We start from the raw sequence: 19391 nt of genomic DNA, 5'->3' as shown, positions 1-19391 counted from the left end.
GGGTCTCCTGTGCGGCTGTGCGGCGATCGGGCTCATGGCGCACGTGCTCGGATGTGGCTACAATCTGCCCATGACAAGCGCCACAAGCGAGCGTCGCGTCGGCATCCGTGCGCTCCGCGACGGACTCAGCGCACAGCTGCAGCGGGTCAAGCGAGGCGAGACGATCCAGGTGACCGAGCACGGGCGCGTGATCGCCCTGATCATCCCCGCGCGACACGAGAGCAGCATCGAGCGGCTGGTCGCCGAGGGCGTGATCGAGCTGCCCCTCGACTCGAGTCGTGAGCTGCCCGCACGCGTCCCGGCACGCGGGAGCGTGAGCGAGCTGGTCGCCGACCAGCGGCGATGATCGCGTGCTTCGACACCTCGGCGATCGTCCCGCTGCTCGTCGAGGAGCCGACGTCGGCGCGCTGCGAGCTCGCGTGGCGGAGCGCGGCGCGCGTGCACGTCGCTGCGGTCACGATCGCAGAGACCGCCGCGGCGCTCGCTCAAGCCATGCGCATGGGCCGCATCGATGCCCGCGGGCTCGACGACGCCTTGCGCGGCGCCGAGCGACTGTGGGCGCGCTGCTCCATCAGCCCGCTCTCCGCTGAGCTCGCGCGCCGCGCAGCCGTGCTCGCAGCGGAGCACGGCTTGCGCGGCTTCGACGCGGTGCACTGCGCCACAGGGCTGGTCATGCGTGACGTCGGCGGCGTCGGCGTGGCCGGCGATCGCGCACTGCTCGACGCCTGGCGGGCGGCCGGCATGCCCGTGATCGACATCACCCGCTGAGGGATCGAAGCGCTGCAGCAGCGGGTACGGCGCTCGTGCGGCGGCCGAGCGCCGCACCCGGATGGGAGGATCGAGCGGTGACCGATCGCGACGCGCTCTTCGCCGGCCTCCGCCGCTGGCCCGACGTGGAGGACCCGACGCTCCAGGCGCACGACGCCTCGGACGAGCTCATCCTCGACGAGGCCGCAAAGCTCGGCCCGCTCGGCGAGGTCGTCGTCATCGGCGACCGCCACGGCGCGCTCACCCTCGGCGCGCTCGCCGCCGGTGCGAGCCGCGTGCGCGTGCACCAGGACTCGATCGTCGGCGAGCGCGCGCTCGACGCCAACGCCGAGCGCACGGGCCTCACCGCATTCGCGCACCACGACCTCGACGCATCCCTCGTGAAGGGCGCGCGCCTCGTGCTGCTGCAGCTGCCCCGCGCGCTCGACGCCCTCGACGAGATCGCCGAGCTCGTCGCGACGCACGCCGCCGACGACGTCGTGCTCATCGCGGGCGGCCGCGTCAAGCACATGTCGATGAGCATGAACGCGCTGCTCGGCCGCAGCTTCAAGCACGTGCACGCGAGCCTCGGCCGCCGCAAGTCGCGCGTGCTGCACGCCGAGCGGCCGCTGCGGCCCGGCATCAGCTGGCCACGCTCGCGCACCCACCGCACGGAGCGCGGCCCGCTCACGGTCGTCGCCCACGGCGCCGCGTTCGCCGGCACGTCGATCGACATCGGCGCGGAGACGCTGCTCGCGCACCTCGACGAGATGCCGGATGCGTCGCACGCGATCGACCTCGCGTGCGGCACGGGGGTGCTGGGCGTCGCACTCGCGCAGGGCCGCCCCGACGTGCAGGTGCTCGCGACCGACGCCTCGGCCGCAGCGATCGCCTCGACTCGCGCGACTGCGGCGGCCAACGGGGTAGCCGAGCGCGTCGAGGCGCGGCAGGCCGACGGCCTCGAGGGCGTGCCCGACGGGAGCGCCGGCCTCATCCTGCTCAACCCGCCGTTCCACATCGGCGCCGCGGTGCACACCGGCATCGCGGAGCGGCTCATCGCCGACGCGGGCCGCGCGCTCGCGCCCGGCGGCGAGCTGTGGTGCGTCTGGAACAGCCACCTCGGCTACCGCGCGGCGCTCGACGCGGTCGGCCGCACGCGGCAGGTGAGCCGCAACCCGAAGTTCACGGTCACCGCGACACGGCGCTGACGGCTACGGAACCGGGGGAGCGGCCGCTGGTGCAGCCGGCGCCGCCGCGGCCCAGCAGCGCAGCATGAGCGCCGAGCGGTGCCCGGCGCAATCGGCGGCGAACGCGGCGAGGTCGTCGATGCCGAGCAGCCGCGCGCCCTTCCGCACCGCGACGTCGCCGAGCAGCAGCACGTCGGGGTCGCCGAGCCGCAGCGAGAGGTAGCCGACCGTCCACGGGCCGATGCCCTTGAGCTCGAGCAGATGCGCTCGCATGGCTGCGAGGTCGGATGCGGGGGAGACGTCGATCGCGCCCGTCGCGACCGCCTCGGCGGCGCGGCGCACGGCCGCGGTCTTCGCCGCGGGGCCCCGCAGCACGCCGGCGCCGTCGGCGACTTGCGCCATCGACGGGAAGCAGCGCTCGATCCCCGCGCCCGCGAGCGCCGGGGGCAGCGGATCGCCGAGGGCGGCGAGGCGCGCGAGCTGCTGCGTCGCTGCCACGACACTGATCTGCTGTCCGACGATCGCGCGCACGAGCATCTCGTGCGCGTCCGCGCAGCCGGGCTGGGCGAGCGCGGGCGCCGCGGCGATCGCCTCGGCGAGCGCGGCCACGCCGTGCCGCGCCGCCGCCCAGGTGAGCCGCGCGTCTGCCTCGAGTCGCGCATCCGAGCCGTGGAGGTCGAACACGCGGGCGAGGTCGGGGTCGTCGGTCGCCGCGAGCTCGCCCTCGACCGTCGCCGTCGCGACGCGCGGCCCGGGGAGCGCGCGGCGGTAGCCGTCAGCCGCCACGACCTCGACGCCGGGCACCGCACGCGGCCGCAGCCACGCGAGGATGCCCGGCGCCCCGGTCATGCGTCAGACCTGGCGGTCGTCGCGCTCGTCGAACTCGCGGCCCTCGCGGATGCGTCGGCGCAGCTCCTCGAGGTCCTCGGCCGGCATGTCCTCTCGCGCGGCCTCGCGCACGACGTCGGCCGAGAAGTCGGCGACCGGCGCCTCCTTGCCGTGCGCGTCGACGACCGTGAGCGTGCCCGTGTCGTTGTGCTCGACGCGCAGCGGCCGGTGGAAGGTCGTGCCCATCGCGTCGACGATGTGGTAGTGCCCGTCCGCGCCGAGCTCGGCCTCCGAGGGGCCGATGTGGAGCGACGTGTCGCCCGTCTCCTTGCCCTTCACGCGGATGCGGATGAGCGAGGCGACGGTCGCGATGACCATCGACGCGAGGATGACGATGAGTGAGTGCCACGTCTCGATGTGCGGCACCCACGTGATCGGCTCGCCGCCGTTGATGAACGGCAGGTCGTTCTTCTCCATCGCGTGGAAGACGAGCTTCACGCCGATGAAGCCGAGGATCGCCGCGATGCCGTAGTGCAGGTAGACGAGCCGGTCGAGCAGGCCGCCGAGCAGGAAGTAGAGCTGGCGGAGGCCCATGAGCGCGAAGATGTTGCACGCGAAGACGAGGAACGGATCGGTCGTGACCGAGAAGATCGCGGGGATCGAGTCGATCGCGAACAGCAGGTCGGTCGTGCCGAGCGCGATGATCACCATGAGGAACGGCGTGAAGTAGGTCACGCCCTCCGACTTCAGGCGGATCTTGCCGCCGTTCCACGTGTCGGTGAAGTTGAAGCGCTTCTTGAGCAGGCGGACGGCGAAGTTGTCCTTCTCGCCCGCGTCGTCGTCGTGGCCGAACGCCTGCTGCCACGCGACGTAGACGAGGTAGGCGCCGAAGATGTAGAAGAGCCACGAGAACGACTCGATGAGCTGCACGCCGACGAGGATGAAGATGCCGCGCAGCACGATCGCGATCAGGATGCCGATCATGAGCACCCGCTGCTGCATCTCCTTCGGCACCGCGAAGCGGCTGAGGATGATGATGAAGACGAAGAGGTTGTCGATCGACAGCGAGTACTCGAGCAGCCAGCCGGTGACGAACTCGCCCGCCTTCTGCTGCTCGCCGGAGATGAACAGCACGCCGGCGAACACGAGCGCGAGCGACACGTAGAGCGCGACCCAGCCGGTCGCCTCCTTCATCGAGGGCACGTGCGGCCGCTTCACGACGATGAGCAGGTCGAAGATGAGGATCGCGACGAGCACCGCCATGGAGGCGATCTCGAAGATCTGGTACGGGGTCAAGGGCTGCGCCTCTCAATGGGTACGGGAAGGGCGCGAACGTCTCTCCCGCGCGGATCGCGCCGCCGCGACCGGGGGCCCCGGGGCCCCGTGATGACGATCGCGGCGTGACGGGATACTCCCCTTCGCCAGGGGACGAGTCTAGCGGGCGGCCCGCCTAGCATGGAGCCATGGCAGCGAAGTGGTCTCTCACCGGCGCCCTCAAGGGCATGTTCCAGCGCGAGACGATCACCGAGGAGACGTGGGACGACCTCGAGACGGCCCTCATCACCGCCGACTTCGGGCCCGACATCACCGAGCAGCTGATCGAGGCGCTGCGGGCCGACGTCGACCGGCTCATGGTCGACGACCCGAAGGACCTCAAGCGCATGCTGCGGGAGCGGCTCGAGGAGCGCTTCGCCGAGTTCGACCCGACGCTCTCGCTCAAGGAGCGGCCCGCGGTCATCCTCGTCGTGGGCGTCAACGGCGTCGGCAAGACGACGACGATCGGCAAGCTCGCGCGCTTCCTCGTGCGCAACGGCCAGTCGGTCGTGGTCGGCGCGGCCGACACGTTCCGCGCCGCGGCGGTCGAGCAGCTCGGCACGTGGGCGCAGCGCGCGGGGAGCGCGATCGTGCGGCCGGAGCGCGAGGGCCAGGATCCCGCATCCGTCGCCTTCCAGACCGTCGAGGCGGCGAAGGCGCACGGGCACGCGATGTGCATCATCGACACCGCAGGCCGCCTGCACACGAAGGGCGGGCTCATGGATGAGCTCGGCAAGATCAAGCGCGTGATCGAGAAGCAGTCGCCGATCGCGGAGGTGCTGCTCGTGCTGGACGCGACGACGGGGCAGAACGGCGTGAACCAGGCGATGGCGTTCATCGAGCACGCCGGCATCACGGGGCTCGTCGTGACGAAGCTCGACGGGAGCGCGAAGGGCGGCTTCATCCTCGCCGTGCAGGAGCGCACCGGCATCCCGATCAAGCTCATCGGGCAGGGCGAGGGCATCGACGACCTGACGGGGTTCACGCCGCACGTCTTCGTCGAGCAGCTGGTGGGTTAGGCCCGCTCTCGCGACCGGTCAGCGAGGAGGTCCACAGGACCTCCGCGTCGAGCAGCTCGTCGGTCAGCCTCCGCTCGTCGAGTAGGCCCGCAGGGCCGCATCGAGACGGGAGGGCTCCGCCTGCTACTCAGCCGTGTCGGGATGCTGCAGCGGCCCGGTGATCGTGAGCCTGCCGCCCTCGATCCGCGCCTGGTCCTCGGTGATGACCGTCGCGTGCGCGCCGCGCACCCACAGCAGCCCGCTCGCATCGCCGGAGCCCTTGTGGCCGACGATGCCGAACTCGCTGCCCGGCAGCGGCAGGCCGACGGTGCCCGGGTGCTTCGAGAGCAGCTCGGGCGTCGCCATCGCGACCGTGCCGGTCTGCACCGTGCCGTACGCGGTGAGCACGATCGGCCCCCACGTCGCGTGCACGCGGCGCACGAGGTCGGCGTCGAGGTCCTGCCCCGCGAGCAGGATGCGGCGCAGCCGCGGAGGCGCCTGGCCGGTGCGGTCGAGCTCGTCGAGCATGCCTGCGAGCTGGCCGGGCGAGGCCGAGAGCACCGAGACGAACCGCTCCTCGATGATGCGGAGCCGGTCGGCCGCGGGCGTGTTCGCGGCGCTCACGAGCGTCGCGCCAGTGAGCAACGACATGCCGAGCAGCTGCAGCCCCTTGCCGCGGTGCAGCGGCGCGCACGCGAGGATCACGTCGGTGCCCTCGACGCCGAGGCGGTCGTGGAGCCCGGCGAGCTGGCGCAGGCCCTGGATGCCGAGCGCCCCTTGCACGTGGGTCGTCACGGTGCCCGCGGACGAGAGGGCGGGGAGCGCGATGCGGACGCGGCGCCGCGTCGACGCGAGCCCCGAACCGTCGGCGCGCGACCACTCGAGGATGCTGGTGGCCGTCACGGTCGGCCCCGGGTGCCACTCCGGCGCCTCGCCGTCGTGGATGAGCAGGGCGTCAGCGGGCACGGCGTCGCGGAGCTCGTCGAGCAGGGCGGGGCGGATCGGCATGACGTCGAGCCCGAGCCGGGAGCCGGCGAGGAGCGCGATGACCATCGCCGGTCCGTCGCACGCGATGACGACCGGCCGGGGCCGCCGCTCGAGCGGCTCGCGGAAGAGCACCGAGGCGGCGCCCTCCGCCGCTTCCCACAGCTCGCCGAAGGTCGCGCTCCAGCCGTCGACGACGAGCGCGAGGTGATCGCGGCGCACGCGCGCGGAGTGGCGGGCGAGCGCCGTGATCGTGAAGCCGTGCTCGCGCACGCTGCGCCCGAGCGAGCGCGCGTGGCTCGGCGGCATCCCTCGAAGGCGCATCCGATCCCCCTCCCGGTGTCGACGCGAACGCAGCACCAGCATGCCAGGCCCGCCCGCTCGGGGAGGCCGAGCCGGGCGCGCGCCCCGCCGGTAGACTCGGGAGCACCATGGCGACCTTCGGCTCTCTCTCCACTCGGCTCACCGAGACCCTCGCGAAGCTCCGCACGAAGGGCAAGCTCTCGGCGGCCGACGTCGACGGCACCGTCCGCGAGATCCGGCGGGCGCTGCTCGACGCCGATGTCGCGCTCGACGTCGTCAAGTCGTTCACCGCCGCGGTGCGCGAGCGGGCGCTCGGCGCCGAGGTCTCCGAGGCGCTCAACCCCGCCCAACAGGTCGTCAAGATCGTCAACGACGAGCTCATCGCGATCCTCGGCGGCGACAGCCGCAGGCTCGAGCTCGCGAAGACCCCGCCGACCGTCATCATGCTCGCGGGGCTCCAGGGCGCGGGCAAGACGACGCTCGCGGGCAAGCTCGCGAAGCACCTGCGCGCGCAGGGCCACCAGCCGCTGCTCGTCGCGAGCGACCTCCAGCGCCCGAACGCCGTGACGCAGCTGCAGGTCGTCGGCAGCCAGGCGGGCGTGCAGGTCTTCGCGCCCGAGCCGGGCAACGGCATCGGCGACCCCGTGAAGGTCGCGCGCGACGGTGTGGCGGAGGCGAAGCGCCGCCAGTACGACATCGTCATCGTCGACACCGCCGGCCGCCTCGGCGTCGACGCCGAGATGATGAAGCAGGCCGCGAACATCCGGAAGGCCGTGCAGCCCGACGAGGTGCTCTTCGTCATCGACGCGATGATCGGCCAGGACGCCGTCGCGACCGCGAAGGCGTTCCAGGAGGGCGTCGACTTCACGGGCGTCGTGCTGACGAAGCTCGACGGCGACGCGCGCGGCGGTGCCGCGCTCTCGATCCGCGGACTGACGGGCAAGCCCATCCTCTTCGCCTCGACGGGTGAGACGCTCGACGACTTCGAGCCGTTCCACCCCGACCGCATGGCGAGCCGCATCCTCGACCTCGGCGACATCCTCACGCTCATCGAGCAGGCGCAGAAGGCCTTCGACGAGGAGGAGGCCCACCGCCTCGCGGAGGCGATCGCGACCGACGGCTTCACGCTCGAGGACTTCCTCAAGCAGATGCAGCAGCTGCGGAAGGCCGGCAACTTCAAGCAGATGCTCGGCATGCTGCCGGGCGCGAAGGGCATGCGCGAGGCGATCGACTCGTTCGACGAGAAGGAGCTCGTGCGCACCGAGGCGATCATCCAGTCGATGACGCCGCAGGAGCGCAAGCAGTCGAAGATCCTCAACGGCTCGCGGCGGCTGCGCATCGCGAAGGGCGCGGGCGTCACCGTCACCGACGTCAACCAGCTCATCGCGCGCTTCGACCAGGCGGCGAAGATGATGAAGACGGTCGCGAAGGGCGGCATGCCCAACATGCCCGGGATGGGGCCGATGCCGCCGGGCATGCGCGCGCCCAAGAAGGGCGGCAAGCCGCAGGGCAAGCAGCTCAAGCGCTCCGGCAACCCCGCGAAGCGCACCGAGCAGCCCGCGGCGCCCGCCCAGGGGAGCGCGTTCGGCAAGCCGAAGGCGGAGGGCGCGTTCGGCGAGCTCTCGGGCGCGGAGCAGGAGACGCTCCAGCGCATGCTCGGCAACCGGTAGGGCGGAGGCGCGGGGCCGCGCTTTGCGCGCGCGCCGCGGGCAAGGTTAGCCTTGCCTTACTCGCGCATCGATGCAGCGAGATCCCCACCCTTCCGAAACGGAGTACCTCCATGTCCCGTGCCATCCGCACGACGATCGCCGCCGCGGCCGCGATCGCGCTCCTGGCCGGCTGCAGCGCCAACGCGGCGCCCGCCGAGACCGACGCCGCCGCCGAGACGGTCACCGTCCCGTCGAACCTCGGCGAGGTGCAGGTCGAGGTGCTGCCCGAGCGCGTCGCGGTGCTCGACAACACGGCCATGGAGACGCTGCTCGCGTGGGGCATCACCCCGGTCGCGCTGCCCGTGCAGCTCGTCGCGCCCGAGCGCTTTGCCGAGTGGGTCGAGGACGAGTCGATCGCCGACGTCGGCACGCACCGCGAGCCCGACTTCGAGGCGCTCGCCGAGGCCGAGCCCGACCTCATCATCGGCGGCTACCGCTTCGGCGAGTACACCGAGGACCTCGAGGCGATCGCCCCGACGATCGACATCGCCGCGAACGACGAGTACGAGGGCGGCTACGTCGAGGCGCTGCGCCAGCAGACGACCTCGCTCGGCGCGATCTTCGAGCGCGAGGACGAGGCGACCGCGATCATCGAGGAGCTCGACGCCTCGGTCGAGGCGGCCACCGAGGCGGCGGCCGGCCAGAGCGTCTTCCTGGGCATCGTCAACGGCGGCAAGCTCGACAACGGCGCGGAGCGCATCTCGCGCCTCTCCGACGCGATCGACATGACCGACGTCTTCGCCGGCGAGGCTGGCGACATCCACCAGGACTCGGGCCTCGCGCCCGAGACGATCGCGCAGGCCGACCCCGACTGGGCGATCGTGCTCGACCGCGACGCCGGCACCGGCACGGAGGACGCGCAGCCCGCGAAGCAGGTCATCGAGGGCAACCCCGCGCTCGCGGGCACGCGCTTCGTGCAGGAGGGCCACATCGTCTACCTCGAGGACGACTTCTACCGCACCGAGGGCGTGCAGGCCTACACCCGCGCCTTCGACCAGGTCGCCCAGGCGATGGCCGACTGATCTCCTTGTGACCGTCAGGACCGCTCGCGAGCGCCGGCTGCTGCCGGCGCTCGCTGGCGTGACCGCGCTGCTCGTCGTCGCCTCGCTCCTCGTGGGCGGCTACGGCATCTCGCTGAGCGGCCTCTTCACCGATCCCGCGCAGCTCGAGATGTTCCTCATCTCGCGCGTGCCGCGCACGCTCGCGCTCATCTTCGCGGGCGTCGCGATGAGCGTCTCGGGCGTCGTCATGCAGCTCATCACGCAGAACCGCTTCGTCGAGCCGACGACCGCGGGCACCTCGCAGTGGGCGGGGCTCGGCATGCTGCTCATCCTCATCACGTGGCCGGACGCCCCGGTCATGGTGCGGATGGTCTTCGCGACCGCCGCGGCCTTCGTCGGCACCCTCGTCTTCCTCGCGATCCTGCGCCGCGTGCGCACGCGCGGGCCGCTCATCGTGCCGCTCGTCGGCATCATGCTCGGCGCGATCATCGGCGGCGTCACGCAGTTCCTCGCCGCTCGCGCCGACCTGCTGCAGTCGATGGCCGCGTGGAGCTCGGGCGGCTTCAGCGGCATCGTGCAGGGCTTCTACGAGCCGCTCTGGGCCGCCGCGCTCGTCGCGATCGTCGTGTGGATCATGGCCGACCGCTTCACGATCGCGGGGCTCGGCGAGGGCATCGCCACGAACCTCGGCATCGACTACCGCGTCATCACGCTCATCGGCATCTCGGGCGTCGCGCTGTGCTCGGGCGTCACGAGCGTCGTCGTCGGCTTCATCCCCTTCCTCGGGCTCGTCGTGCCGAACGTCATGCGCCTCCTGCTCGGCGACGACCTGCGCCGCAGCCTCCCGTGGATCGCGATCGCCGGCGTCGCGCTGCTGCTCGCGTGCGACCTCATCGGCCGCACGATCGTCGCGCCCATGGAGATCCCCGCATCCGTCATCATGGGCGCCGTCGGCGCCGTCGCCTTCGTCGCCTTCCTCCTGCGCGGGAGGCAGCGTGCCTGACGCCCTGCCGCCGCGCGCCCCCGCTCCGCGCGCGCTGAGCGACCGCGCGCCGAGCGCCCCCACCGGCACCCGCCCGGCGCTGCGGCTCACGATCGTCTGGTCGCTCGCGCTCGCCGCGCTCGTCGCGGTGCTGCTCGTCGACGTGCGCGGCCCGCTCGAGCTCGCGATGCCGCGCCGCGCGACGCTCGTGGGGGGCATCCTCGTCGCCTCGTTCGCGCACGCCGTCGCGACCGTCATCTTCCACACCGTGACGTCGAACCGCATCCTGACCCCGTCGATCATCGGCTTCGACTCGATGTACACGCTCATGCAGACGCTCACCGTCTTCGTGTTCGGCGGCTCGGCGATCGCGGCGACCGACGGACTGCCGAAGCTGCTCGCGCAGACGGCGCTCATGGTGATCGCCGCGACCGCGCTCTACACCTGGCTGCTCGACCGCTCGGGCGGCGGCGTGCTGACGCTCCTGCTCGTCGGCGTCGTCATCGGGCTCGCGTTCGACTCCGTCTCGTCGTTCGTGCAGCGCATCCTCTCACCGACCGACTACGACCTGCTGAGCCTCGAGCTCTTCGGCAGGCTCTCGTCGGTGCAGCCCGACCACCTGCCGCTCGCCCTCGCCGTCTGCGGCGCGGTCGGGGCGGTGGTGTGGATGCGTCGGCGCCGGCTCGACGTCGTCCTGCTCGGGCGCGACGGGGCCACGGCCCTCGGCGTCGACCACCGCCGCGAGCTCATCGTCGCGCTCATCTGCGTCTCGGTGCTCGTCGCCTTCGCGACCGCGCTCGCGGGCCCCATGACGTTCTTCGGGTTCCTCGTCGCGACGCTCGCGTACCGCCTCGCGGGCTCCCACAAGCACGCGCACGTGCTGCCGATGGCCGTCGGCCTCGGCGTGCTCGCGCTCGCGGGCGCGCAGCTCGTCATGCGCCACGTGTTCGACGCCGCGGGGCTCGTCACCGTCATCATCGAAGTCGTCGGCGGCATCGCGTTCCTCGCGCTGCTGCTGGGCCGGAGGAGGCCGAAGTGATCGCCATCGAGCAGGTCTCGAAGCGCTACGCCGAGCACGTCGTGCTCGGGCCCGTCTCGAGCGAGGTGCCCGCGGGCGGCATCACCGCGCTCGTGGGACCGAACGGCGCGGGCAAGTCGACGCTCCTGTCGGTCATCGGCCGGCTGCTCGACCCCTCCGCGGGCTCCGTGCGCGTCATGGGTCACGACGTGCAGGCGACGAAGTCGGCCGACCTCGCGCGCATCGTCTCGATCCTCCGGCAGGAGAACCGGCTCGAGGCGCGACTCACGGTGCGCGAGCTCGTCGCGTTCGGCCGCTTCCCGTGGTCGGGCGGACGCTTGACGTTCGGCGACCAGCAGCACATCGACCGCGCGATCCGCTTCCTGCACCTCGAGGACCTCGCCGATCGCCAGCTCGACGCGCTCTCGGGCGGCCAGCGGCAGCGCGCGTTCGTCGCGATGGTGCTCGCGCAGGACACCGAGGTCGTGCTGCTCGACGAGCCGCTCGCGAGCCTCGACCCGAAGCACGCCGTCGCGATGATGCGCGAGCTGCGGGCGGCCGCCGACGACCTCGGCCGCACGATCGTCATCGTGCTCCACGACCTCAACATGGCCGCGGCCTTCGCCGACCGCATCCTCGCCCTCAAGTACGGGCAGATCTGCGTCGAGGGCACGGTCGACGAGGTCATGCAGGACGCCGTGCTCGAGCGCGTCTTCGACACACCCGTGCGCGTGCACCGCATCGACGACCGCCCCTTCGCGGTCTTCACGCCCTGACTCCGTCCAGGTGAGGCCCGTAGCGTGACGGCATGGCACGCATCCTGATCCTCGGCGGTCACGGCAAGGTCGCGCTCCTCGCGGAGCCGATGCTCGCCGAGGCCGGTCACTCCGTCCACGCGGTCATCCGCAACCCCGACCACGTCGCCGACGTCCGGCAGGCGGGCGCCGAGCCGGTCGTCGCCGACCTCGAGTCGCTCGACCAGGCGGGCGTCGACGCGCTGCTCGACGGCTTCGACGTCGTCGTGTGGACGGCCGGCGCCGGCGGCGGCGATCCCGAGCGCACGTGGGCGGTCGACCGCGACGCGGCGATGAAGGTCGTGGATGCGGTCGCCCGCTCGGGCGCGCGGCTCGTGATGGTCTCGTACTTCGGCGCGAGCCTCGAGCACGGCGTCTCGCCCGACGAGCCGTTCTACGCGTACGCCGAGGCCAAGGCGCTCGTCGACGAGGCGATCCGCGAGCGCGTCGCCGACTGGGTCATCCTGCAGCCGTCGGGCCTGACGCTCGACGAGGAGTCCGGCATCGAGCTCGACGAGCCGCAGGGCTCGATCGAGTCGGGCGAGATCCCGCGCGCGACCGTCGCGCGCCTCATCGCCGAGACCGTCGCCCATCCGGCCGTCTCGGGCCTCACGATCCGCTGCAACGGCGGCGAGACCCCGGTGCGCGAGGCGCTCGCGTCGCTCCCGAGCTGACCTGCGCCCCCGCGCCGAGCGGCGCGTGCGGTGGGTGAGTGGCGCCTGCGGCGGGTGAGTGGCGCCGCACGCGGAGATTCGCCACTCACGTGCGGGAGCCGCCACTCACGTGCGGGAGCCGCCACTCACGTGCGGAAGCCGCCAGTCACGTGCGGGAGCCGCCACTCAGGTGCGGAAGCCGCCACTCAGGTGCGGAAGCCGCCACTCAGGTGCGGGAGCCGCCACTCAGGTGCGGGAGCCGCCGCTCGGGCTACAGCTCGATGCTGTACATCCGCGAGCCGTGCTCCTTCACGTAGCCGAGGCTCGCGTAGAGGCCGTGCGCGCCGCTCGGGTTCTCGGTGTCGACGTCGAGCACCGCAGCCTCCATGCCCGCGTCCTCGAACGAGCGCATGCTCGCGGCGAGCGCGGCGATCGCGGCCTTCCGCCCGCGGTACGCGCGGCGCGTGCCGAGCAGGCCCGTGTAGCCGAACGAGTAGCCCCGCACGGGGAAGTCGGCCTCGTAGCGGCTGTTGTACGCGTACGCGACCACGAGCGGCTCGCCGGCGCGCAGCGCCTCAGCCGTCGACGCATCCATGCGCTCGTCCGCGAGCAGGGCGTCGACGTCGGGCGCGTCGTCGACGACGACGTGCGACCACTCGGGCGCGAACTCGCTGCGCCCGCTCTGCCACTGCTCGAGGGTCTGCGGCTCGCTGCCCCAGTGGTCGCGGAACGCGTCGTTGTGGGCGAGCCGGGTGGCGTCGTCGAGCTCGGGGGAGAAGGGCGCGAGCCGCAGGGAGCCGGCGAGCTCGACCTCGGGGATGGGCGGCGCGCCCGCGCCGAGCGGGCGCTTGAGGTCGGCGAAGAAGCGGCGCGCGGCGAAGCCGGCGCGCTCGAGGAGGCGGTGCCGCACCGCGTCGGTGTCCTCGGCGTAGGCGGCGATGCGAGCGGGGAGCTCCTTGCCGGAAGCCGCGAGCAGCTGCCGGGCGCGCGCGACCTGCCACGCGAGCAGCTCGCGGCCGATGCCCTCGCCGCGCCGCTCGGGATGCACGCCGCCGAAGACGAAGGCGCGCACCGTGCGGACGTCGCCGGGCGCCGTCGTCGCGAAGCCCGCCGCGCGCAGCCGCCCCTCGGCGTCGAAGCCGAGCATCGACTGGGTCGAGAGGTCGACCCACGCTGCCGAGAGCTCGTCGCGCACCTCGTCGACCGTCTCGCGGAACGGGAAGTCGCCGGCCTCGGCGATCGCGTTGTTGAAGTCGGTCACGAGCTGCGCGTCGTCGACCGTCGCGGCGCGCCACGACAGCTCGCCCGCGGTGATCTCGGGCAGGGTCTCGGGCGCCTCGGCGCGCTCGGCGATGGGGGAGAGGTCAGGCACCCGCTCAGGGTAGGGCGCGACGGGCCGTAGGGTCGAGTCCATGACGGATCGACCCACGAGGATCGGCGTGCAGCTCTCGCCGCAGCACGTCACGATGCAGCAGACGATCGACGCGGCCCGCCGGCTCGAGGAGATGGGCGTCGACGCCGTCTTCGGCTGGGATCACTTCTTCCCGCTCACGGGGGACCCCGACGGCGCGCACTTCGAGGCGACGACGCAGCTCGCGGCGTGGGCGGCATCGACTGAGCGCGTGCAGCTCGGCCCGCTCGTGTTCTGCAACTCGTACCGCAACCCCGACCTGCTCGCCGACGTCGCCCGCACGATCGACCACATCTCGAACGGCCGCTTCATCTTCGGCATCGGCAGCGGATGGTTCGAGCGCGACTACCTGGAGTACGGCTACGACTTCGGCACCGTGGGCTCGCGGCTCAACGACCTCGCCGCGGCGCTCCCGCGCATCCGCGCGCGCTGGGAGAGGCTCAACCCGCCGCCCGTCGGCGCCATGCCGATCCTCATCGGCGGCAAGGGCGAGCAGAAGACGCTGCCGATGGTCGCGGAGCACGCCGACATCTGGCACTCGTTCGTCGGTCCCGACGAGCTGCCGCACAAGCTCGACGTGCTGCGGCGCGCGTGCGAGGCGCGCGGCCGCGACATCGCCGAGATCGAGGTCTCGAACGGCGCGAGCGTGCGCGACGGGGTCGGCGGCGTGGGCTTCGACCGGCTCGACGCGCTGCACGCGGTCGGCACGCGGCTGTTCACGATCCCGCTCTCGGGCGACGACACCCCGGACGGCTACGACCTCGAGCGCGTCGAGTCGTTCCTCCGCTGGCGCGACGGCAAGGACGCCTAGAGGGCTACGCGCGCATCGCCTCGGCGAGCTCGGCCATCACGGCCGCGTGCCCGCCGCGCTCGAAGGCGGCGCGCTGCCGCGCGGGCCAGCCGCCGGTCGCGAGCACGCGCTCGACGGCGCCGAGCGAGCGCGTCGCGCCGAGGTCGGCGGCGATCGGCGCGAGCCGGTCGGCCGCCTCGGCGATCGCGTCGGCGGCGCGCTGCAGCGTGCCCTGCTCGTCGACGATGACGGTCGCCTCAAGGCCGTCGCGCGCCGCGCGCCACTTGTTCTCCTTCACGAGCCAATAGGGCAGGTGCAGCTGCGCCTTGCCCTCGTCGAGGTCGCGCGACGCCTCCTCGATGAGGCAGTGGGTGAGTGCCGTGACGGCGGCGAGGTCGTCGATCGACGGCGCGCCGTCGGCGACCCGCACCTCGATCGTGCCGATCTCGGGGGAGGGCCGCACGTCCCAGCGGAGCTCGCCGAGCTCGTCGATCACGCCGGCGCGCAGCATGTCCTCGAGCGTGCGCTCGTACTCGGGCCAGTCGACGAGCATCGGCGGCAGCCCGCCGGTCGGCAGCTGCTGGAACAGCATCGTGCGGTGCGAGGCGAATCCCGTGTCGACGCCTTGCCAGAACGGGCTCGAGGCGGAGAGCGCGAGGATGAGCGGCAGCTTGTCGAGCATCGTGCGCAGGAGCGGCACGGCCTTCGCGCGATCCTCGACGCCGACGTGGTTGTGCACGCCGAAGATGATGAGCCGGCGGCCCCAGTCGCCCGCCTTCTCGACGACGCGCCGGTAGCGCGGGTCGTCCGCCTGCTCCTGCTGCCGCCAGCGGCTCGTCGGGTGCGTGCCGGTGCCGACGAGCGCGAGCCCCATGCGATCCGCCTCGGCGACCGCGCGGTCGCGCATGCCGCGCAGCTCGTCGACCGCCGCATCCGTCGTCTCGTGCACGCCCGTGATGAGCTCGATCATGCCGCGCAGGAACTCCTTGTCGAAGCGCGGGTCGTCGATCGCGGCGAGCAGCTCCTTCGCGTGCGGCGCGATGTCGCCCGTCGAGGGGTCGATGAGGGCGAGCTCCCACTCGACGCCGAGGGTCGAGCGCTTCGAGGAGGCGAAGTCCATGCGGGAAGCGTAGGACCGCGAACCTGAGTGGCGCGCGAGCGGATCGAGGATGTGACAGAATGGGGGGTCGAGCACGCGCCCGACCCTCTATCCGGCGCGCGTCGCTCTCCCAGCTCTACGGGTCGCGCATCTCCCACGTGCGCAGGCCGCGGTGCAATCACGAGAGAACAAAGCAGGAGAACTGTGGCAGTCAAGATCCGTCTGAAGCGCTTCGGCAAGATCCGCGCGCCCTTCTACCGCGTCGTCGTGGCCGACTCGCGCACCAAGCGCGACGGTCGCGTCATCGAGGAGATCGGCAAGTACCACCCGACCGAGAACCCCTCGCTCATCGAGATCGACAGCGAGCGCGCGCAGTACTGGCTCGGCGTCGGCGCGCAGCCGACCGAGCAGGTCGCCGCGCTCCTCAAGCTCACGGGCGACTGGGGCAAGCACACGGGCGAGGGCTCGACCGAGAACCAGGTCAAGCAGCCCGAGGGCAAGAAGGCCTTCGTCGCCGACGAGGCCAAGAAGCCGGTGCTCAAGCCCAAGGCCGAGAAGCCGGCCGCGGCCCCCGCGGCCGAGGCCGCCGAGACCGAGGCTGACGCCTCGGCCGAGTCGACCGAGTCCTGAGATGCTGCGCGACGCTCTCGAGCACCTGGTCAAGGGGATCGTCGATCGCCCTGACGACGTGCGCGTCGGCGCGCGCGACTCGCAGCGCGGCGAGGTCCTCGAGGTGCGGGTGCACCCCGAGGACCTCGGCCGCGTCATCGGGCGCGGCGGTCGCACCGCCGGCGCCCTGCGCACCGTGATCGGTGCGCTCCCCGGAGGACGCCGCGTCCGCGTGGACGTGGTGGACACCGATCGCTAGGCCCGCCGTGCCGGCCCGCACCCAGCTGCGCGTCGGACGGATAGCGAGGGCCCACGGGCTCAAGGGTGCTCTCAAGATCGAGCTCTACACCGACGACCCCGGCCGACGGTTCGTGCCCGGCGCGCGCTTCGCGCTGCAGGTGCCGACGTCGTCGAAGTGGCACGGCAAGTCGATCGAGCTCGCCGAGCTGCGCGTCTACAACGGCAGCCCCGTCGCCTTCTTCAAGGGCATCGGCGACCGCACCGAGGCCGAGACGCTCGTCAAGGCCGTGCTGTGGGTCGAGCAGGACGCGACCGAGCTGCCGACCGAGCCCGACGCCTGGTACGTGCACCAGCTCGCCGGCCTCGAGGTCTGGCGCGAGGGCGAGCGCGTCGGCCGCGTCGTGCGCGTCGACGCGATGCCCGCGCAGGACATGCTCATCGTCGAGATCGCCGGCGACGAGGTCATGATCCCCTTCGTCAAGGCGATCGTGCCCGAGGTCGACCTGCGCGCGGGCCGCATCGTCATCACCCCGCCGCCGGGGCTCCTCGAGGAGCTCGAGGAGGAGGCGCCGACCGAGGCGCCCGCCGCGACCGAGCCCGAGGCTGCCGACGCCGAGCCGAGCGCGCCCGCGGAGGCCGACGACGCATCCGCCCCCGACACCTCGGAGACCGCCGACGACGAGCGGGCGTAGCCCGTGCGCGTCGACATCGTCACGATCTTCCCCGAGTTCTTCGGCGTCCTCGACGTCTCGCTGCTCGGCCGCGCGCGCCGCGAGCAGCTGCTCGAGCTGCACGTGCACGATCTGCGCGACCACACGCACGACCGGCACCGCACCGTCGACGACACGCCCTACGGCGGCGGCGCCGGCATGGTCATGCGGCCCGAGCCGTGGGGCGAGGCGTTCGACGAGCTGCTGGGGGAGGACGAGGCGGATGCCGTGGTCGTCTTCCCGACGCCCGCGGGCGTGCCCTTCACGCAGTCGCTCGCGCGCGAGCTCGCCGAGGAGCGGCGGCTCATCTTCGCGTGCGGCCGCTACGAGGGGATCGACGCGCGCGTCGCCGAGCACGTCGCCACCCGGGCGCGCGTCATCGAGGTGAGCCTCGGTGACTACGTGCTCAACGGCGGCGAGGTCGCCGCGATGGCGATGATCGAGGCCATCGGCCGGCTCGTGCCGGGCGTCGTCGGGAACCCCGCCTCGCTCGTCGAGGAGAGCCATGAGGACGGGCTGCTCGAGCACCCCTCCTACACGAAGCCCGCCACGTGGCGCGGGCTCGACGTGCCCGAGGTGCTGCGCGGCGGCAACCACGGCGCGATCGCCGCCTGGCGGCGCGAGCAGGCGCTCGAGCGCACGCGGCGCGTGCGGCCGGACCTGCTGCCCGCCGACGGCGCCGACGCGTAGCCCTCAGCGAACACGCGAGCGTCGCCCGGGTCCGGTCGGTAGATTCGAGCCATGGCCCCCACCGCCTCCTCCACGCAGCGTCCGCGGGCGCAACGGCACTGGGCGCTGCGCGCGTTCTTCTTGGTGATGATCGGCGCGATCGTCGTGCTGCCGGTGTGGATCATGTTCGGCCGCGCGCTCGCGGGCGCGCCGCTCGGCGATGCGCTGCTGCTGCAGGCCTTCCTCGGCCCGGGGCTCGCGATCCTCATCGGCGCGGTCGTCGGCATCACGATCGCGCGCAAGCAGGTGCGGAAGCCCCGCGCGGCGCAGTGGCGCGACGTGAAGCTGCTCGGCCCGTGGCTGCTCGTGATCGCGCTGCTCGGCGTCACGGTCGTCGACACAGGCGGCGGCCGCACGGGGAGCGCCCTCACCGCGTGGTTCGGCGACGGCTGGCTCACCGCGTCGCAGTCCTTCACCGCGATCGGCATCATGGCGACGATCATCGGCGGCGTGGTGCTCTTCTGGCTCCAGGCGCTCGAGCTCGGCCGCGAGACGCGCGCCCGCGTCGAGCGCGCCGTGAACGACCTGCAGGCGCCGCTGCTCGAGCAGCAGGCGCGGCAGGCGGACGCGTCGTTCGAGCGCATCGAGGGGCCGCAGTCGGGTCGCGTCATCGGCCTCGAGGGCGACGACAAGCGCTGATCCGGCCGCCGGCGTTGGCGCGCGGGCCCCGGTTGTGGCAAGATTGCTCGTTGGTGCCTCGCACGGCTTCCGCCTGAGCGCGGCCTCTGCCACAGGGGAGAGAGCGAGCACCGCAACCCCGAACCCATGACGCGGCCGACCTGTGGCGGCTGCAGAGAGCGATACCGCCATGCACATCCTCGACAAGGTCGACGCAGCCAGCCTCCGTTCCGACGTCCCCGACTTCCGCCCCGGCGACAACGTCAAGGTCCACGTCAACATCATCGAAGGCTCGCGCTCGCGCGTGCAGATCTTCCAGGGCGTCGTCATCGGCCGCTCGGGCCACGGCGTGCGCGAGACCTTCACGGTCCGCAAGGTCTCGTTCCAGGTCGGCGTCGAGCGCACGTTCCCGGTGCACTCGCCGGTCATCGACAAGATCGAGGTCGTGAGCCGCGGCGACGTGCGCCGCGCGAAGCTCTACTACCTCCGCGGTCTGCGCGGCAAGGCCGCCAAGATCCGCGAGAAGCGCGACTTCTCCTGATCTGAGCACGAAGCGGGGCCGGCTTGCCGGCCCCGCTTCCGCGTTCGCGCCGGGCGGTTCGTCACGGAATCGTGATCTCGCGCGACGCGTCCAGCGGCTGGCGGCACCCCCGCTCGCCTAGACTTG

At 72.5% G+C, this 19391-nt stretch carries 22 protein-coding genes; 17 read left to right on the top strand and 5 right to left on the bottom strand.

Annotation, left to right across the window (positions count from 1 at the left end; genetic code table 11):
* Positions 1-34: 34 nt before the first annotated feature.
* The 3 genes from JQT67_RS02670 (at position 35) to JQT67_RS02660 (ending at position 1955) form a co-directional block, all read left to right on the top strand.
* Entirely contained in the window at positions 35-346 is a 312-nt protein-coding gene (locus JQT67_RS02670; protein ID WP_208063340.1) for a type II toxin-antitoxin system Phd/YefM family antitoxin, read from the top strand.
* Positions 343-768, top strand: coding sequence for a type II toxin-antitoxin system VapC family toxin (locus JQT67_RS02665; RefSeq protein WP_208063339.1), 426 nt, complete (start codon positions 343-345; stop codon positions 766-768). Before JQT67_RS02670 ends, JQT67_RS02665 begins: the two co-directional genes overlap by 4 nt.
* 77 nt (positions 769-845) lie before the next feature.
* On the top strand, positions 846-1955 hold the full coding sequence (locus tag JQT67_RS02660; protein WP_208063338.1) for a class I SAM-dependent methyltransferase: 1110 nt from the start codon (positions 846-848) through the stop codon (positions 1953-1955).
* Between the two features lie 3 nt (positions 1956-1958).
* On the opposite strand, the gene JQT67_RS02655 is transcribed toward JQT67_RS02660, so the two are convergent.
* A complete protein-coding gene (locus JQT67_RS02655; protein WP_208063337.1) occupies positions 1959-2783 on the bottom strand; it encodes a DNA-3-methyladenine glycosylase in 825 nt (274 codons plus the stop codon).
* A gap of 3 nt (positions 2784-2786) precedes the next feature.
* On the bottom strand, positions 2787-4058 hold the full coding sequence (locus JQT67_RS02650) for a TerC family protein (protein WP_374222109.1): 1272 nt from the start codon (positions 4056-4058) through the stop codon (positions 2787-2789).
* 167 nt (positions 4059-4225) lie between these two features.
* Here JQT67_RS02650 and ftsY point away from each other — a divergent pair, with 167 nt between their 5' ends.
* The gene (ftsY, locus tag JQT67_RS02645; protein WP_208063336.1) at positions 4226-5095 is read left to right on the top strand and encodes a signal recognition particle-docking protein FtsY; all 870 of its coding nucleotides are present in this window, start codon (positions 4226-4228) and stop codon (positions 5093-5095) included.
* A 123-nt stretch (positions 5096-5218) separates the two neighbouring features.
* Here the strand turns inward: ftsY and JQT67_RS02640 are convergent, their stop codons facing one another.
* A complete protein-coding gene (locus JQT67_RS02640; protein WP_208063335.1) occupies positions 5219-6367 on the bottom strand; it encodes an AMP-binding protein in 1149 nt (382 codons plus the stop codon).
* Between the two features lie 122 nt (positions 6368-6489).
* Between JQT67_RS02640 and ffh the strand changes: the two genes are divergently transcribed.
* From ffh to JQT67_RS02615, 6 genes are all read left to right on the top strand, one after another.
* Positions 6490-8031, top strand: a complete 1542-nt coding sequence (gene ffh, locus JQT67_RS02635; protein WP_208063334.1) for a signal recognition particle protein — start codon at positions 6490-6492, stop codon at positions 8029-8031.
* A gap of 110 nt (positions 8032-8141) precedes the next feature.
* Entirely contained in the window at positions 8142-9092 is a 951-nt protein-coding gene (locus JQT67_RS13365; protein WP_243755505.1) for a siderophore ABC transporter substrate-binding protein, read from the top strand.
* A 7-nt stretch (positions 9093-9099) separates the two neighbouring features.
* Positions 9100-10074, top strand: a complete 975-nt coding sequence (locus JQT67_RS02630; protein WP_307864173.1) for an iron chelate uptake ABC transporter family permease subunit — start codon at positions 9100-9102, stop codon at positions 10072-10074.
* Positions 10067-11092 (top strand): iron chelate uptake ABC transporter family permease subunit, encoded by a 1026-nt coding sequence (locus JQT67_RS02625; protein ID WP_307864172.1) that lies wholly within the window; start codon positions 10067-10069, stop codon positions 11090-11092. The genes JQT67_RS02630 and JQT67_RS02625 overlap by 8 nt, the downstream gene beginning before the upstream one ends.
* Complete coding sequence (locus JQT67_RS02620) at positions 11089-11847, top strand: ABC transporter ATP-binding protein (protein WP_208063333.1); 759 nt, start codon at positions 11089-11091, stop codon at positions 11845-11847. The genes JQT67_RS02625 and JQT67_RS02620 overlap by 4 nt, the downstream gene beginning before the upstream one ends.
* Before the next feature lie 32 nt (positions 11848-11879).
* Entirely contained in the window at positions 11880-12539 is a 660-nt protein-coding gene (locus JQT67_RS02615) for an SDR family oxidoreductase (protein WP_208063332.1), read from the top strand.
* Between the two features lie 250 nt (positions 12540-12789).
* On the opposite strand, the gene JQT67_RS02610 is transcribed toward JQT67_RS02615, so the two are convergent.
* Entirely contained in the window at positions 12790-13890 is a 1101-nt protein-coding gene (locus tag JQT67_RS02610) for a GNAT family N-acetyltransferase (protein ID WP_307864171.1), read from the bottom strand.
* Between the two features lie 40 nt (positions 13891-13930).
* Between JQT67_RS02610 and JQT67_RS02605 the strand changes: the two genes are divergently transcribed.
* Positions 13931-14740, top strand: coding sequence for an LLM class F420-dependent oxidoreductase (locus JQT67_RS02605; protein ID WP_021011437.1), 810 nt, complete (start codon positions 13931-13933; stop codon positions 14738-14740).
* A 4-nt stretch (positions 14741-14744) separates the two neighbouring features.
* Here the strand turns inward: JQT67_RS02605 and JQT67_RS02600 are convergent, their stop codons facing one another.
* Positions 14745-15839 carry a glutamate--cysteine ligase gene (locus JQT67_RS02600; RefSeq protein WP_208063330.1) on the bottom strand — a complete coding sequence of 365 codons (1095 nt, stop codon included), beginning with the start codon at positions 15837-15839 and terminating at the stop codon, positions 14745-14747.
* Between the two features lie 183 nt (positions 15840-16022).
* Here JQT67_RS02600 and rpsP point away from each other — a divergent pair, with 183 nt between their 5' ends.
* The 6 genes from rpsP (at position 16023) to rplS (ending at position 19265) form a co-directional block, all read left to right on the top strand.
* Positions 16023-16448, top strand: coding sequence for a 30S ribosomal protein S16 (gene rpsP, locus JQT67_RS02595; protein WP_021011435.1), 426 nt, complete (start codon positions 16023-16025; stop codon positions 16446-16448).
* 1 nt (position 16449) lies between these two features.
* Entirely contained in the window at positions 16450-16686 is a 237-nt protein-coding gene (locus JQT67_RS02590; RefSeq protein WP_021011434.1) for an RNA-binding protein, read from the top strand.
* A gap of 7 nt (positions 16687-16693) precedes the next feature.
* The gene (gene rimM / locus JQT67_RS02585; protein ID WP_307864169.1) at positions 16694-17359 is read left to right on the top strand and encodes a ribosome maturation factor RimM; all 666 of its coding nucleotides are present in this window, start codon (positions 16694-16696) and stop codon (positions 17357-17359) included.
* A 3-nt stretch (positions 17360-17362) separates the two neighbouring features.
* A complete protein-coding gene (gene trmD, locus JQT67_RS02580; RefSeq protein ID WP_208063329.1) occupies positions 17363-18067 on the top strand; it encodes a tRNA (guanosine(37)-N1)-methyltransferase TrmD in 705 nt (234 codons plus the stop codon).
* A gap of 51 nt (positions 18068-18118) precedes the next feature.
* Positions 18119-18745, top strand: a complete 627-nt coding sequence (locus JQT67_RS02575; protein ID WP_208063328.1) for a hypothetical protein — start codon at positions 18119-18121, stop codon at positions 18743-18745.
* Between the two features lie 169 nt (positions 18746-18914).
* A complete protein-coding gene (rplS, locus tag JQT67_RS02570) occupies positions 18915-19265 on the top strand; it encodes a 50S ribosomal protein L19 (RefSeq protein ID WP_021011430.1) in 351 nt (116 codons plus the stop codon).
* Positions 19266-19391: the final 126 nt, after the last annotated feature.

The organism is Agrococcus sp. TF02-05, from assembly GCF_017565345.1.
Lineage (GTDB): Bacteria > Actinomycetota > Actinomycetes > Actinomycetales > Microbacteriaceae > Agrococcus > Agrococcus pavilionensis.
The sequence above is the reverse complement of the archived record's forward strand: the minus strand, read 5'-3'. Positions and strand labels throughout refer to the sequence as shown.